General features: G+C 68.5%; 12 protein-coding genes and 4 pseudogenes. 10 read left to right on the plus strand and 6 right to left on the minus strand.

Annotated elements, in window-relative coordinates; translation table 11 throughout:
• Positions 1 to 67 precede the first annotated feature (67 nt).
• Complete coding sequence (locus ACWGKT_RS30640; RefSeq protein ID WP_453276237.1) at positions 68 to 727, minus strand: type III effector protein; 660 nt, start codon at positions 725 to 727, stop codon at positions 68 to 70.
• Positions 728 to 854: 127 nt separating this feature from the next.
• On the opposite strand from ACWGKT_RS30640, the gene ACWGKT_RS30645 reads away from it, so the two are divergent.
• The 3 genes and pseudogenes from ACWGKT_RS30645 to ACWGKT_RS30655 all read left to right on the plus strand — a co-directional run bounded on the left by ACWGKT_RS30645 (position 855) and on the right by ACWGKT_RS30655 (position 2,062).
• On the plus strand, positions 855 to 1,286 hold the full coding sequence (locus ACWGKT_RS30645) for an Hsp20/alpha crystallin family protein (RefSeq protein ID WP_453276238.1): 432 nt from the start codon (positions 855 to 857) through the stop codon (positions 1,284 to 1,286).
• A 103-nt stretch (positions 1,287 to 1,389) separates the two neighbouring features.
• Positions 1,390 to 1,539: pseudogene (locus tag ACWGKT_RS30650) on the plus strand (DUF2267 domain-containing protein); the annotation flags it as partial.
• Positions 1,540 to 1,774: 235 nt separating this feature from the next.
• Positions 1,775 to 2,062 (plus strand): hypothetical protein, encoded by a 288-nt coding sequence (locus ACWGKT_RS30655; RefSeq protein WP_453276239.1) that lies wholly within the window; start codon positions 1,775 to 1,777, stop codon positions 2,060 to 2,062.
• On the opposite strand, the gene ACWGKT_RS30660 is transcribed toward ACWGKT_RS30655, so the two are convergent.
• Entirely contained in the window at positions 2,048 to 2,287 is a 240-nt protein-coding gene (locus ACWGKT_RS30660; protein WP_453276240.1) for an NIPSNAP family protein, read from the minus strand. The two genes, ACWGKT_RS30655 and ACWGKT_RS30660, sit on opposite strands and share 15 nt — an antisense overlap.
• 607 nt (positions 2,288 to 2,894) lie before the next feature.
• On the opposite strand from ACWGKT_RS30660, the pseudogene ACWGKT_RS30665 reads away from it, so the two are divergent.
• The 5 genes and pseudogenes from ACWGKT_RS30665 (at position 2,895) to ACWGKT_RS30685 (ending at position 5,749) form a co-directional block, all read left to right on the plus strand.
• Positions 2,895 to 4,002 (plus strand): annotated as a pseudogene (locus tag ACWGKT_RS30665) (IS110 family transposase).
• Positions 4,003 to 4,383: 381 nt separating this feature from the next.
• A complete protein-coding gene (locus ACWGKT_RS30670) occupies positions 4,384 to 4,542 on the plus strand; it encodes a hypothetical protein (protein ID WP_453276298.1) in 159 nt (52 codons plus the stop codon).
• A 1-nt stretch (position 4,543) separates the two neighbouring features.
• Positions 4,544 to 4,903: a hypothetical protein gene (locus tag ACWGKT_RS30675; RefSeq protein WP_453276241.1), complete on the plus strand. Its 360-nt coding sequence runs from the start codon at positions 4,544 to 4,546 to the stop codon at positions 4,901 to 4,903.
• The gene (locus ACWGKT_RS30680; protein ID WP_453276242.1) at positions 4,821 to 5,219 is read left to right on the plus strand and encodes a zinc-binding dehydrogenase; all 399 of its coding nucleotides are present in this window, start codon (positions 4,821 to 4,823) and stop codon (positions 5,217 to 5,219) included. The genes ACWGKT_RS30675 and ACWGKT_RS30680 overlap by 83 nt, the downstream gene beginning before the upstream one ends.
• Positions 5,220 to 5,347: 128 nt before the next feature.
• The gene (locus tag ACWGKT_RS30685) at positions 5,348 to 5,749 is read left to right on the plus strand and encodes a MerR family transcriptional regulator (RefSeq protein WP_453276243.1); all 402 of its coding nucleotides are present in this window, start codon (positions 5,348 to 5,350) and stop codon (positions 5,747 to 5,749) included.
• A gap of 123 nt (positions 5,750 to 5,872) precedes the next feature.
• On the opposite strand, the gene ACWGKT_RS30690 is transcribed toward ACWGKT_RS30685, so the two are convergent.
• From ACWGKT_RS30690 to ACWGKT_RS30705, 4 genes and pseudogenes are all read right to left on the minus strand, one after another.
• Complete coding sequence (locus ACWGKT_RS30690; RefSeq protein ID WP_453276299.1) at positions 5,873 to 8,332, minus strand: SpoIIE family protein phosphatase; 2,460 nt, start codon at positions 8,330 to 8,332, stop codon at positions 5,873 to 5,875.
• Between the two features lie 519 nt (positions 8,333 to 8,851).
• Positions 8,852 to 11,587 (minus strand): protein kinase domain-containing protein, encoded by a 2,736-nt coding sequence (locus tag ACWGKT_RS30695; protein WP_453276300.1) that lies wholly within the window; start codon positions 11,585 to 11,587, stop codon positions 8,852 to 8,854.
• A pseudogene (locus ACWGKT_RS30700) lies at positions 11,515 to 11,790 on the minus strand (cytochrome P450); the annotation flags it as partial. The gene ACWGKT_RS30695 and the pseudogene ACWGKT_RS30700, both read right to left, overlap by 73 nt.
• A 347-nt stretch (positions 11,791 to 12,137) precedes the next feature.
• Positions 12,138 to 12,236, minus strand: a pseudogene (locus ACWGKT_RS30705) (hypothetical protein); the annotation flags it as partial.
• Positions 12,237 to 12,324: 88 nt separating this feature from the next.
• On the opposite strand from ACWGKT_RS30705, the gene ACWGKT_RS30710 reads away from it, so the two are divergent.
• Both ACWGKT_RS30710 and ACWGKT_RS30715 read left to right on the plus strand, forming a co-directional pair.
• Positions 12,325 to 13,194 carry a helix-turn-helix transcriptional regulator gene (locus ACWGKT_RS30710; protein ID WP_453276244.1) on the plus strand — a complete coding sequence of 290 codons (870 nt, stop codon included), beginning with the start codon at positions 12,325 to 12,327 and terminating at the stop codon, positions 13,192 to 13,194.
• 80 nt (positions 13,195 to 13,274) lie between these two features.
• Entirely contained in the window at positions 13,275 to 14,006 is a 732-nt protein-coding gene (locus tag ACWGKT_RS30715) for an NADPH-dependent F420 reductase (protein WP_453276301.1), read from the plus strand.
• The last annotated feature ends 13 nt before the right edge of the window (positions 14,007 to 14,019 follow it).

Below are 14,019 nucleotides of genomic sequence, written 5' to 3' on the forward strand. Positions count from 1 at the left end.
CTCTGCCGGCTTGCCGGAGCCAGTTGCGGCGTGAGGTCCGTCTTCGTGCGTTGGAGCTGTGTGTCGGTCAGTCGGGGGCGGCGCTTGTGGCCGTGGCGGAGTTCGTGAGGGTGTCGAGTTGGGCGGCAAGGCCGGGGTGGGTGGTGGTCAGGTGGGGGCGGGCGGCGTTGAGGGGACGGATGAGCTCGGCGGGGTCGTCGTGGGCAAGGGCCGCGTGCAGCTGGCTGAGCGGAAGGCTGGCCGTGGTGGGTAGGTCGGTGAGGGCGGTGATCTGGCCGGCGATGCGGCGCAGGTCGGCGGCGTTGCGGCGGGCCCAGGTGGCGGTGGTGCGTTCGGCGGCGCGGCGTTCGCGGGTGGCCTGGACGCGTTGTTCGCCGGTGGTTCCGGCCGGGCCGGGCCGACCCCGCAGATAGCGGCGTTCGGCGGCCTGGCGGCTGGCGACGCCGAGGGGGTGGGCGAGGTCGGCCCAGCTGGCTCCCGCGTCCCGGGCGGTCTCGATCAGGCCGGTTTCCCATCCGGCGAGCTGCTGGCGTACCTGCCGCAGCAGCAGAAGCGAGGCCAGGGCCTGCTCCGGGCCAACATCGTGAGTCTCGGCAGCACCGGGATCCTTGCGCCGGGCGGCATGCAGGGCGTCGTCTATGGCGTGAAGGGCTGCCGCGGCGGCGAGGAACGACGCCGGGCTGTGTGCGTCGGCGCTGGACGATGCCGACCGGTCGGCTGGGGTCATGGGCACCTCCCTCAGGTAGTCATCCTTTGGACGACACTCTGTTTGTCATCCATTGGATGACATGTTACAACGGTTTCAGTGAGGCGCATTGGCAGCAACTGCCCGAACTTCCTGGAGGTGTTTTCCGATGTTGATGCGCACCGACCCCTTCCGTGAGCTGGACCGGCTGGCCCAGCAGCTGATGGGCCCCGGCACCTGGTCCAGGCCGTCCCCGATGCCGATGGACGCCTACCGCGAGGGCGACCGGTACGTGGTGGCCTTCGACATCCCCGGCGTCAGCGCGGACGCGATCGACATCGACGTCGAGCGGAACATGCTGACCGTCAAGGCCGAGCGTCGGCCGGTGGCCAAGGCCGACGACGTGCAGATGGAACTGTCGGAACGGCCGCTGGGCGTCTTCTCCCGCCAGCTGGTGCTCGCCGACACGCTGGACACCGAGCACATCCAGGCCGACTACGACGCAGGCGTACTCACCCTGCGCATCCCGATCGCCGAGCGCGCCAAGCCCCGCAAGATCGCCATCGGCGTCGGGACCGGCCGCACGGAGATCTCCGGCTGAACCGGACCCAATGAGGGCTGGACAGCGGCGGAGGACGGGTATCTGATCTCCCCCTCGCCCGTCCTCCGCGCCCCGGCGAACCGAGGAAGGGGTGACGGCCGGCATGACCGTGCGTCGCGAAGCGTTCCTCGACCATGTGAAGGAAGGCGGTGAGTACGAGACTCCGCAGGAGGCCGAGCTCGTGGCCCGCGTGGTGCTCGCCCTGCTGGGCGCACACCTGGTCGGCGAGGTGCGCGCCCGGCTGGCGGCGCGTCCTGTCCAGGTTGTTGTGCAGACCTCACGGACCCGTGTCGTCGGCGGCCCCCCGGCACCGCGCCCGCGCCGGGGGCCGCAACCGCCGGTTCCGTCCCCTCCTGACCACCGATCCAACCCCTTGCCCCCGCTCGGGATCAGAACCTCGAGTCGTCCCCACCCGCCCCGAGTCCATCCTCGCTGCCGCAGCTTGACTGCTTAACCCCATCGGATGTCTGATCACCGACCGCCGCGCCGTGGACCGCATCGAGACCGCCCTGGCGGCGGTGAACGCCTGCCGATCGGCTGCGGCACGGTGGACGGACCCGACGTCCAGCCCCGAACTCGCCGATCTCGCTCATGCCCGTTGCCGTCCGGCGAGCGGCGTGGCCGAGGTGCGCCAAGCCGCCGAGGTGGCCTCCGGCGAATGGGGGGGACGCGTCCTTCCCGAAGAGCGCATCGCCGTCGCCGAGCACCAGAGCCGCCGGATGCCGGTCCTTCTGGCCGCGTCACTCGTCGCAGGTCGACCGTCAGCGCAAGGGTGAGTCCGCGGTGGGCGTCAGCAGGGTGTCGTCGAGGCCGACGATCTGGCTGATGTCGAAGCCCTCCACGTCCGCGCGGAATTCAGGACTCGACAGGTACGCCTCCAGCCGCGCCTGTACGTCGTCGGCGTCCCTGTAGGAAACGAGGGCATACAGCCAAGGAGTCTTGCTTCCGGGCGCCGCGAGCACCGTCCAGACGCCGTGCGTGGTGATCCGTTGCTTGGCCAAACCGGGACTGTGCTTGGCACAGATCTTCTCGTAGGCGGAGAGCTGCGCAGGGTGTAGACACGAAGCGGGTACTGGGTGAAGTGCTCCGGGAGCGGTGGAGGCTCCACCGATCCCAGAGCGGTTCACACTGAAGCCCGCTCGCCGCTCCCGCAGGGCGACCACTGTGGCCGGCCGCGTACGAAAGAGGGTTCCAGCCCGTTCGTGCCATGGTCGACGACGGACTGCCGGTAAGGCGGGCCACGAGGCTGTCCGTCAATGCCGGTCACGGGTGGACGAGAAGTCAACTCACTGGCAGCCCGTCCAGACCGGGTTGAGCGCCGGTTCGGACGAAGCCATCCGGCTGTGGTCGGGTCATGCCGTTGTACCGGGATCGATGGGACGGTTGCGCAGTGCCGTCCCGGACGAGGTCTGACTCATGAGATCTATGACCGGAGTGTCCGGTCACGGGCTTGTCGACTGTCGTTGCGGGATGGTGCCTGCTGTCACCGAGCCACCGGGCGTGTCCCAATAGGGGTCTTGCCGAGGATCAGGCGCCATCACGGTTCAGACCGCCCGTCCAGGTCGGTGCCAGCCACCCAGCACGTCACCACGCGGGAGGGGAACCACCATGACGACCAGACAGCGCAGCACCTCCTCCAGCACGGATCCTCCCGTTCCGGGCGAGGTCGTCCTGGGCGTGGACGCGCACGGCGAGGTTCATGTTGCTGCCGTGGTCTCCCCGCTGGGGAAGGTCTTGGGCACCGAGCCTTTTCCGGCCACGGCGGCCGGCTACCGTCGGCTGCTCGTCTGGGCTCGCAGACTGGGGACGGTACGCCGTGCCGGTGTGGAGGGAACCGGCACCTTCGGTGCGGGCCTGACCCGTTACCTGCTCGCTCAGCCACGTCCAGGTGTACGAAGTGAACCGGCCCGACCGCACAGCCCGCCGGCTGCTGGGGAAGTCGGATCCGCTCGATGCGCAGGCTGCCGCGCGGGCCGTGCTCAGCGGTCGCGCCAGGGCGCGGGCCAAATCCGGCGACGGGCCGGTGCAGAGCGCCCGGATGTTCAAGCTCGCCAAGGACTCCGCGGTCAAGGCCCGCACCCAGGCGATCAACCAGCTCAAGGCCGTCCTGGTCATAGCTGACACGGCCCTGCGGGAGCGGCTGTCCAGCCTGGGCAACCGCGAGCTGTTCCGCACCTGCGCGCGCCTCAGTCCACTCGGCGGCGAAGACGTCGGGGGCGATGAGGACGCCGTGGCCCAGGCCACCCACATCACCCTGAGCCTGCTGGCCCAGCGCATCGAGCAGCTCACCGGGCAGATCGATGAGCTGAATCAGCGCCTGACCCGGCTCGTCGAGCGCCACGCCCCGCAGCTGCTCGTGCCGGTGGGGATCGGCCCGGACAGTGCCGTCACGCTCCTGATCACCATGGGAGACAACCCCGAGCGGCTGAACACCGAGGCGTCCTTCGCCGATTTGTGCGGAGTCAGTCCCATCGAGTACTCCTCGGGCCGTCGAACCTCGCGCCGGCTCAACCACGGCGGCGACCGGCAGGCCAACGCCGCCCTGCGCGGGATCGTGCAGACTCGCCTGCGCTTCGATCCGCGCACCCAGGACTACTATGTACGCCGCATCAAGGAGGGCAAGACCCGACGCGAAATCGTCCGTTGCCTCGAACGTTACGCCGCTCGGGAGGTCTTCCACCTGGTCAGGCCCACGCAGTCATGCCCCCCGTCATAGGGGCAGTCGTGATATATGAGAGAGTCAGACGGGTGAGTGAGACACCATCGAACACCCTGCAATACCGCTTTGACGGGCCAAAAGACGCCCCGGTCCTGATCTTGGGTCCCTCACTGGGTACCACATGGCACATGTCCGACCCCACCGTCCTGGCCGACTACAGGCCGTGCTCCAGCCGGCTTGCGGGGCGGGGTGCGCGAGGATCAGTGATACCTCGTCGGACGAATTGACCTTCACCCATAGGTCAATCCCTAGCGTCGTCGTCATGGACTCCTTCTTGAAGAGCGCAGCGCCGTCCGGAAGTTCTGGCAGTCCGAGTACGGGCCTTGAGGCCCGACTGGTCGCACGGCCCGGTGGCTCCCTGCGCTCGACGACTTCGAGATCGTCGAGGTCACCGCCCCGGATCCGGCAGCGGGCCAGGTGCTGGTTCGTAACCTGTTCATGTCGCTGGACCCGGGCATGCTTCTGCTGATGGGCGGCGGTTCTTGTGTGCCGGCGCCGCGCTACGAGATCGGCGCTGTACGGGGACGCGATCGGTGAAGTGATCGCCTCGGCGGATCCCTCACTGAGCGAGGGGGACCTGGTGGTGCACCGGCTGGGCTGGCGGGACTACGCCGTGGCCGTGGCCGCTGCGTTCCGCAGCGTGGACAGGGCGGCCTACCCGTCTCCTTCGCTGCACCTGGGGTTCGGGCTGGTCGCTTACGTCGGGCTCGGACGCGGCCCAGCTGCGGCCCGGCGACACGGTCTTCGTCTCCAGTGCGGCAGGGGCGGCGGGAAGCATGGCCGGTCAGATCGCCCGGCTCTAAGGAGCGAGCCGGGTGATCGGAAGCGCCGGTTCGCCAAAGAAGGTCGCCCATCTGATCGGGAAGCTCGGCTTCGACGCAGCCTTCGACTACCGTGACGGTCCTGTCCTTGACCGGCTGCGCGAAGCCGCCCCGGACGGCATCGACGTGTACTTCGACAACGTGGGCGGCGAGCAGCTGTGGGTGGCCATCGAGGTCATGAACGTGCACGGGCGCATCGCTGTCTGCGGAGCTCTCAACCGGCAGCGCACGGCCCGCCCGGACGAGGGCCCCGGCGATCTGCTGAGTGTTCTGGGCAAGCGCCTGACGATCCGTGGTTTCACCCTGTGGGACGACCTGGACCGGCTGCGGAGTTCGGCGAGCAGTTCCGCGGCTGGCTGCGCGAGGGAGCGCTCGTCTATGACGAGACCGTGATCGACGGGCTCGCGAGGGCACCGCAGGCGCTGCTCGATCTCGTCCGGGGCAGGTACATCGACAAGGTGTTGGTCCGGCTCGGGAGTTGACCCTGACGTGCGCGTGAAGGTGTGCAACAGGCCCCGGAGGTGGCTGCATTGCTGATCGGTGAACTGGCTGCGCAGGCGGGGACCACACCCCGCGCCCTGCGCTGCTACGAGGAACAGGGCCTCCTGGAGTGTGAACGGAGGACGTCGGGGTATCGCGTGTACCGCCCCGGCGCGGTGGCCCGGGTCCGCAAGATTCGTGACCTGTTGGCCTCTGGGTTCACCGTCGAGGACGTGAAGTCCTTCGTGCGCTACCTCGATACCGATCTGCCTGAGGTGTTCGCGTACTCGCCGTCGTGCGCCGAGGGCTACGTCGTCGGCGCACGACGGGTGGCCGAACCGGAGGAGGAGATCACAGCGCTCACCAGGATGCGCGGTGTCCTCGTCCATCGGATGCCCTGGTTGGCAACAGGCGGCGGTGCCGCGGACAGTCAGGCCGCCTGATCGCGGCGGGTGGGCCCGCCCCCTGGAATCGGGTAGTGCGCTGATCTGAGGCGCAGGCGAGTTCCCGTGTTGGCCTGGTGTTTTGCCGAGTCAGCGAGAACGACACCATGATCAGGTGTCACCTCAGCACTGTGACCCCCATCCGTACTCGGCGAGCAGCAGGGCGATGTCGTCGGCTCGGTACGAGGAGCCCCGGGCGTTGTGCAGAAGCCGGTCGGCGAGTTCGTCCAGTGAGTTTGCAGGGGCGTGGGCCAGGGCTGCTCGCAGGCCGTCGATGCCCACGTTGATGTCGGCGCCGCGTTCCTCGACCAGGCCGTCGGTGTAGAGGGCGAGGACGGACCCTGGCGGGAGGTCGATCCGTGTTGCTGGATAGACGCTCGCGTGATCCACTCCGAGGAGCGGGCCGACGTCCAGTTCAAGGGCGTTGGTCGTCGCGTTGGGACGGCGAAGCAGGGGTGGGGGGTGGCCGGCGGTGGCGGCGTAGGCGTGGTCGCCGTGGGGTTCGAGGTGGATGTAGCAGCAGCTGGCCAGCAGACCGGGGTCGAGGTCGACGAGGGTCCGGTTGGCGCCCGCCACCACATCGCCAGGCGTATGGCCTACTGCGGCGAAGGCCCGTACGGCGCTGCGCAGCTGGGCCATGGTGGCCGCGGCGGCGATGCTGTGCCCCTCCACGTCTCCGATGACAAGACAGACCCCACGACCGGTGGGGATGACGTCGTACCAGTCGCCACCGATGTCCATTCCGCGGGTGCCGGGCAGATAGCGCGCGACGGTGCGGATACCCGGGACTACTGGCAGCCGGTGCGGCAGGAGCGCCTGCTGCAGGCCGCGCGCGAGCGCGAACTCCGAGTCGTAGAGCCGCGCTCGTTCCAGGGCCTGGGCGATCAACCCGGCCAGTGCGGTGAGGACGCCACGGTCCTTCTGCGTGAATCGGTGGATCTCGTCGAAGCCGAGGACGCAGGTGCCGACAGGGTGGTTGGAGGCTATCAGTGGCAGATACGCCCAAGAACTCACTTCGCCCGTGGGGATGCCCGGGTAGCCCTGGGAGAGGTCCTGCTGCGACTCGATGAAGAGCGGAGCGCCGGAGGTCAGGGTCTCCGTACCGGGCAGGCAGGCATGCAGCGGTACGCCCTCCAGCCAGTCGAGGAAGTCTTCGTGGTGGCCGGTGTGATAGAGCAGATGCATCGTTTTGTCACGGACCACGTAGATCGCCAGCTGCTGGCCGCCGAAGGCTGGTAGGAGCTGGTCGGAGATGACTTCGCAGACTTCGCGGGCGGTGACCGCCTCAGTCAGCGCGCTGCCCAGCTGCAGGACGTGGTACATGACGCCCAGGCGCGCCGGTGTGGCAGCGGTTGCAGTCTCGGCCGAGGAGGCTGATGGCATTGAGGTCGAGGGTGGATGACCGGAGGGCACCACCCGGCCGGTTACTCCGTCCGCTTCCGGATGGAGGGAGAAGTCGAGCCACCGGTCGGGTGGTCGGCAGGCCAGGAAGGAGACCGGCGCCTGCGAGATCATCGCGGACCGGTGCCGGTACTCGACCTCGGGATAGGAGAGCCACGGCAGCACGTCCGAGAGGAACTGACCCAGCAACTCGTCGCCGCGCACGCCCAGCAACTGTAGGGCGTTGTGGTTGGCGTAGGTGACCCGCCCGTCAGGGGCAAGGGAGAACACCCCGTCCCGCAGCCGTTCGACCGCGGCGACGGCCGCGCTGCCGGCCTGCGCGTCGACGACCGTGCCGACCAGGTGGGTGCGTGCCCGCGCGTCGTCGGCCTCCGGTGCGCGGCCCCACAACGCGACCGTGCGGTACCCCTCGCCGCCGTCCTTGCGATCCCGTATGCGCAGGCGGCACGCTTTGATGTGGCCCTCGGCGGCTGCCGCGCGGGCGGCCGCTCGTAGGACGGCGCGGTCGCCGGGGTGCAAGCAGGAAGCCAGCGTTTCGGCTCGTCCGTCGAAAGCGCGGGGGGAGAGACCGAAGATCGCGCAGAGCTCGTCGTCCACGGTGAGGGTGCCGGTGACGAGGTCCCAGTCGAACAGGCCGGCCCGCACGGCCGGTGCCGAGGGAGCTGGGATCTCGACCGGAACCGTCTGCGGGTCGCACTCGACCGGATCGCCGGTACGGGCGCGGAGATCGGCGAGGGAAGCACCGAGCCGTTTGGCGATGTTCCGCATGTGACGGCGCTGGGCCTTGGACAGCCCTTCGCTGCCGGGTGACGCCGCCCAGACGATCGCCAGCGCCCCGAAGGTCTCCTCACCTGCGGCCACCGGCACGGAGCAGGAGCCGAAGGCGTACGGCAGAGCTACCGAGAGCTGAGGAAACCGGCGCATCGTCTCGTCGGCGTCGGTCAGGTGGACCGTGCGCCCGGAGCTGTAGGCTGCGGCGACCGGGATGGGACTGCTCACCGGAATGAGGTGCCAGCCACCGAGCAGAGAAGGTGGCACCCCGCACGTCGCGGCGAGCACGATCGACCGACGGTCGCGGGAGCGGAGAAAGACGCTCCCGGCGTACGCGCCGGCTCCTTCGACGGCATCGACGACGGCAGCAACGAGCAGATCCTCACGCTCCGCCATCTCGCCGACGATCATTTCGTGCACAGTTCCAGTGTGCGCAGGTCGGCCCACTGGCCCAAGGCGGCAACACAGCGAGACGCGCCGATCACAGCTCTCAGGGCCGTCGCCGCGGTCCGGCTATGGCTCCGCCAGGGGTCCTAGGACACCCCGGGCAAGATCGCAGACCGTGGACGGTACGGCGCACATGCACGGTCCGGACGCAAGACCGCAATCCGGTACCGCACAGTTGCTGAGCGTCACCGATGCTCATGATTCTGGCGGGTGGTGCAGCCGCCGGACTGGGTGGACCAGGTGTCCACCCGCCAGGCTGCTCTCGCCCGGGACGGCAAGGATGTCCAGGACAAGCCGGACAGCTGCCGGCCCGCATCCGGTACATCGCGGCAGACCCATGACTTCGGCGAGGACCTGGAAGGGGAAGTGCGCGGCAAAGCCCGCTACGAGATCCGCGGGGTGGTCTTGGTGGTGCGTTACATGCCGGACAGGCTGATCCGGTTCTACGCCAATGCCTCGTTCATCGGGGCCATCCTCATTTTCTCACTGCGCTCCGGTCGACTTCACGGCGGCCAGCAGCGTGCGGGCGTCGCGGACGGTGGGATGCCCGTCACCGAGGTGCGTGGCGGCTTCCCGTATCACCTGCTCGGCGTGCGCCACCCCGCCGGGCTGGTCGAAGCCGAGCATGGCGTGTGAGACCCGCAGTCGTAGCGTCAACGGGTGAGCCGCACCGAGGCGGGCACGCGCCTCCTCCAGGAACACGCCGCACTCGCGGCGTGTCTGCGTCATCGTTCTGCCGTCCCCCGCTCGCTCCCAGGCATGGATTTGGGCTTCGAGGTCTGCGGCGGTGCGGGCGGGTGTCGTGTCGCCGGACGGTCGGGTGCGCCGGTCACCGTCTTCCCGCGCGCCCTCGGCGACAGTGGCGGAGAGATCACCGTTCGGCAGCGGTCGCGTCAGGGCCGAGGCACGCTGTGGCGTATCGCTGGTGTAGGCGCGCGTCTCGTAGAAGCGGGTGGCGGGCATCGTGGCGTGCGCGGCGACGAGGTTCTTGGCCTCTTGAGAGAGGGGGAGTGGGCCGACCTCGCCGTCTGCTGCCCCGGGTATCAGGGCTTCGGCCACCTCGCCGGGCGTCCGCCGCCGAGCCGGATCCAGGTGCAGACATGACCGCACCACGTCGTGCAGCCTTGGCGGCAGCCCCCGCAGGTCAGGGCTGCCAGCCCGGATGTTGGCGACCACGGTCGCCGTGTCCGTGCCCCAGGGGCTGTGCCCGAGGGCCAGCCGGGCCACGACGGTGCCGAGGGAGAACACGTCGCTGGCCGGCGTGAAGACCGGCTGCTCGCGCAACTGCTCGGGAGACGCGTAGGTGTAGGTGCCGGCGAACCCGCGGCGCGGTTCGGTGAGCCGCTCGATCTGGGCGATGCCGAAGTCGATGACGCGCGGCCCGTCCCCGGTGAGCAGGACGTTGCCCGGTTTGAGATCGAGGTGGACGATGCCCTGCGCGTGTATGGCGGTCAGGGCGACCGCTATGCCGGCCCCCAGGCCGCGTACCGTCGGCTCGTCCAGTTTGCCGCAGTGCTCGAGGAGTTCCTGCAGCGAGGGGGCGGCCACATACGGCACTGCCATCCACGGCGTGTCACTATCGGGGTCGGCGGCGATCACCGGCACGGTGAAGCGTCCGCTGACCCGCTGGGCCGCCTGGACCTCGTGGGCGAAGCCCTGCTTGATAGAGGGGACGTGTGCGTACTGCGCGTGCAGGGTCTTCACAGCGACCATCAGGCCGTCGGGATCCTGGCAGAGATAGACACTGCCGAACCCGCCCTGCCCGACGCACTCCAGCACCTCGTACGTGCCGAACGCCGACGGTCCATCCGCGGCCTTGGTGGGCCGCGCCCGGCCCACCTTCCGCCACTGCCCGAGCGCCTCGGCTCCCGGGTGGAACGCCACCCCACCGGCGACCGGCTGTGCGGATGCCTGCTGTGCTCCGGTTGGTTCTTCCGGTACGACGACGACTGGCGCGTACACCGGTTCGGTGCCGGTGAAGGCGTAGGCCTCGACCTGTACGTTCTCTGAGCTCATGCACGACACGTACACGCCGAGCAGCCCCAACCGTTCGCATATCTCCGCTTCCCCAGCCGTGGGCCGTCTGCCCTCACGGGCGAAGTAGAGAGCCATCGCTTCGTACCCTTGCCCGGCCACGTGATCTATCACGGCCGACCACTGCTCCACAGGTAACTCGGCGGGCACATGGTCATCCGTGCCGTCGACGACGGCGGCGACACAGGTGGCGTGCGAGGCTTCCGGCCGACGGGCCAGCACGCCACACGCGGTCTCGGGTGCGGCCTGGACCTTCTGCCCCAGCAGCGTTCCGGTTCGCTGCCCGATGCGGAAGGTGACGCGCCTGGCGTTGCGGGCCAGTTCTTCCCGCTGGCCGCGGAGGATCTCGTACTCGCGGGTTCCCGGCCCCCGCCCCTGCAGTTCCATGCAGGCGAGGACCGCGTCGAAGCAGTCGACAGCCTCCGCGTGGTCCCCAGCGTTCACCGCGGCCTTGGCCTGCGCGACGCGCGCGGAGAGGGTCTGTGAACTCGCCCGTCCGTAAAGCCGTTCGGACCGGGCCGCTATCTGCCCGTACAGGCGCCCGGCCCGGCGGAAGTCACCGGACGCCTCCACTTCCGCCGCCGCCGCGATGAGGTTCTGCAGACCGTCGTGACCGCCCTCGTTGCCAAAGGGCAGATCGCCGGCGAGTTCCGCATACCGCTGGCGGGCGATTCCGGTCAGCTCGTGCGTCGGCCCGAGGTCCTGCTGTGCGCTGCGCAGCATCTCGGCGAACGTACGCAGCGCGGCCGCGGTGTCACCGGCCTGCTGCTGCCAGTAGCCGACCTCGCACATCAGGGACAACGCCGTGTCGGGGCGGCCCTGTTGTACGGCCACCCGCCGCATGATCTCGTAACGCTGCACCGCCTCCTGAAAACGGCCGGCCCTGCCGTACCAGTGCGCCAGCTGGTGCCGAGCCAGTTCGGAGTCCGAGTGGTGAGGTCCCTGGAGCCTCTCCCGGTCCGCGAGCAATCGAGCGAACAGTTCCACGGCCTCCTCGGGTCGTCCCGACTCGCCCGTCCAATGCGCCAGTTGGTGGCGTATCGCCAGCGTTTCGACGGCCTCCGGCCCGAACTCGCGTACAGCGTCGGCGACGGCGGCCTCGGAAGCGCCAGCTGTAGTTCGAAGCGAGCCGGAGTCGCGCCGAGGCAGTGGTGGATGCCGTGGCCGAAGGCAACATGCGGACAGCGGCCACGGGTGACGTCGAGGTCGTCTCCGTCATCCAGCAGCGCCGGATCGCGGTTCGCCGCGGGCAGCGAGGTAACCACGTGTTCGCCACGCCGGACCAGGTGCCCGCCGATGGTGGTGTCCTCGACAGCTACCCGGACGAAGCCGGCGTGCAGAAGGCGTGGAACCGGCTGATCGGCAGCGAGCGGGCTCCAGTGGAGCATGGCTGTCCGGATGGAGGCCCGCCACGCGCCCCTGCTGGTGCCGACGGACGCCGAGGTGACCCGATGGCAAACGATCACCTTGATCCGGCGGGCCTGCGATCCGCACACTGCCGATCACCCCGTTGGGGATGTCCATGTCGGCGCCGGTACCTGCGGTGACGGCCACGCGGCCGGAATTGTCTTGGTTCACGAGTTTCTCGTCTTTGGTGTGTACCCGTCCAGGAACAGCCCGGGTGTTCCCTCTGCCGTCGAAGCTTAGGAAAACCGAGACAGCACGCACTTGAACCACAGCGACGTCCGTTCGGAACCTGAGTGCCATAAGACAACGTTGGAGCACACACTTCGGTTCGTTCACGGGCGGGCAGGGTGGCGAGACAGTCGGCGTCACACAGCACTGCGGCAGGCTGCTCGTAGGCGCCGACCAAGTTCTTGCCCTGCCACAGGTGACGGCCCGGGCAAGGGCGGGCGTGTACAGGAGCCGGGGGTCCGACAGGGCCCCCTCTGAGCGTCTCGCGTCGACCTATGATGAGTTTTGTGAGCGAGAAAACGAATCCTTTGGGTGCCTTTCTACGGGCGCGTCGGGAACTCGTGACGCCGCAGCAGGCGGGCATCCCCGACGGTGGTACGCGACGTGTGCCCGGCCTGCGTCGCGAGGAGGTTGCGATGCTGGCCGGTATCAGCGCCGACTACTACCTGCGCCTGGAGCGAGGTCGCGATCGCAACCCGTCGGTCCAGGTACTGGAGGCGATTGCCCGCGTACTTCAACTCGATGACGAGCATCTGAGGCATCTGCTGTCGCTGGCCTGTGAGGCTCCCCGTCTGCCTCGGCAACGCCCGCGCACGGAGACGGTCCCGCCCGGCGCGCTCAAACTGTTGGACTCGCTCGTCCAGCCGGCCTTCATCGAAGGGCGGTACTTTGACATCCTGGCCGCGAACAGCCTTGCGCGGGTTCTTGATCCGGGGTTGACCGTGGGTAGGAACCAGTTGAGGGATCTTTTTCTGGATCCGGCCGAGCAGGCGAACTACCCGAACTGGGAAGCCATGACGGAGTGTTTCGTCGCCAACCTGCGACAATCCGTCGGCACCGACATCGACGACCCTCGGTTCATTGAACTCACCGGAGAGCTGTCGCTGGCAAGCCCGCGATTCAGCCAGCTCTGGGCGCGCCACGAGGTCCGTGCACAGCACGGCACACTGGTCCGATTCAACCATCCGCAGGTCGGTGAGCTGAGTCTCAACCGGGAGCGCCTAGCCATCAGTGGCACCGACGGCCTGATGCTAATCATCTACCACGCCGACGCCGGGTCCACCGATGGTGACAAGTTGTCGCTTCTCGCCTCCGCGGATATGCCCGCTCGATACACGCGGCATGAGGGCCAGCAGGCTCGACAGAGCAACAACTGAGGCGGACGACCCTGGCTCGGTCACTCGTCGACGCGTGTTGTGCGATGCGCTGAGTCATCGCGCCGATCAAGCGCGCGCCCATTTTCAGCACCACCCGCAGGAGAGAGATACGCATGACCACCATCGGGATCCTTGGCTCTGGCCAAGTTGGACGCTCGATCGCCCGCGCGGCTGTCATCAACGGCTATGACGTCGTGATCGCCAACACGCGAGGGCCGCACACCTTGACAGACCTGGTCGAGGATCTGGGCACACGGGCGCGTACCGCGACCGCGGCGGAGGCTGCGGCGGCGGGCGATTTTGTGGTCCTTGCGTTTCGGTACACGCCCGGAGACAAGCTGCCCGCCGAGGAGCTTGCGGGCAAGGTCGTGCTTGACACCAACAACTACATGGCCTGGCGCGACGGCAGTTACCCCGAGCTCGATTCCGGTCAGAAGACGATCCATGAGCTGCGTCAGGAGATGCTGCCCGCGTCGAAGGTTGTCAAGGCCTTCACCCACGTGCAGCACCACCCGCGGCAAGACGGTCCCCGCGACGCCCTTCCCGGCCTGTTCCAGCTGGCTCGGCCCGCTGGCGCGCCGGACCGCAAGGCGCTGGCGGTCTCCAGCGACTACCGTGAAGCCGTCGAGCTCGTCACCCGGCTGTACGACGAGTTCGGGTACGACGCTGTGGATCACAGTCCTCTGAGCAAGTCATGGCGCAGCGCTCCCGGGACGCCCATGTGGCGCCACATCGTGGATGGTCAGACCCGGGAGCAGTTGGTCACCAACTTGAGTCACGCAGTCCACCCGTCGCGCCGGGGTCGCCGCTAACCCGTAATGGGCA

Source organism: Streptomyces sp. NPDC054794 (genome assembly GCF_053611585.1).

What these genes read in the sequence shown, in the direction of transcription:
- ACWGKT_RS30640 (WP_453276237.1), bottom strand. Translation starts at nt 727, where the DNA reads ATGACCCCAGCCGACCGGTCGGCATCGTCCAGCGCCGACGCACACAGC.
- ACWGKT_RS30645 (WP_453276238.1), top strand. Translation starts at nt 855, where the DNA reads ATGTTGATGCGCACCGACCCCTTCCGTGAGCTGGACCGGCTGGCCCAG.
- ACWGKT_RS30690 (WP_453276299.1), bottom strand. Translation starts at nt 8,332, where the DNA reads ATGATCGTCGGCGAGATGGCGGAGCGTGAGGATCTGCTCGTTGCTGCC.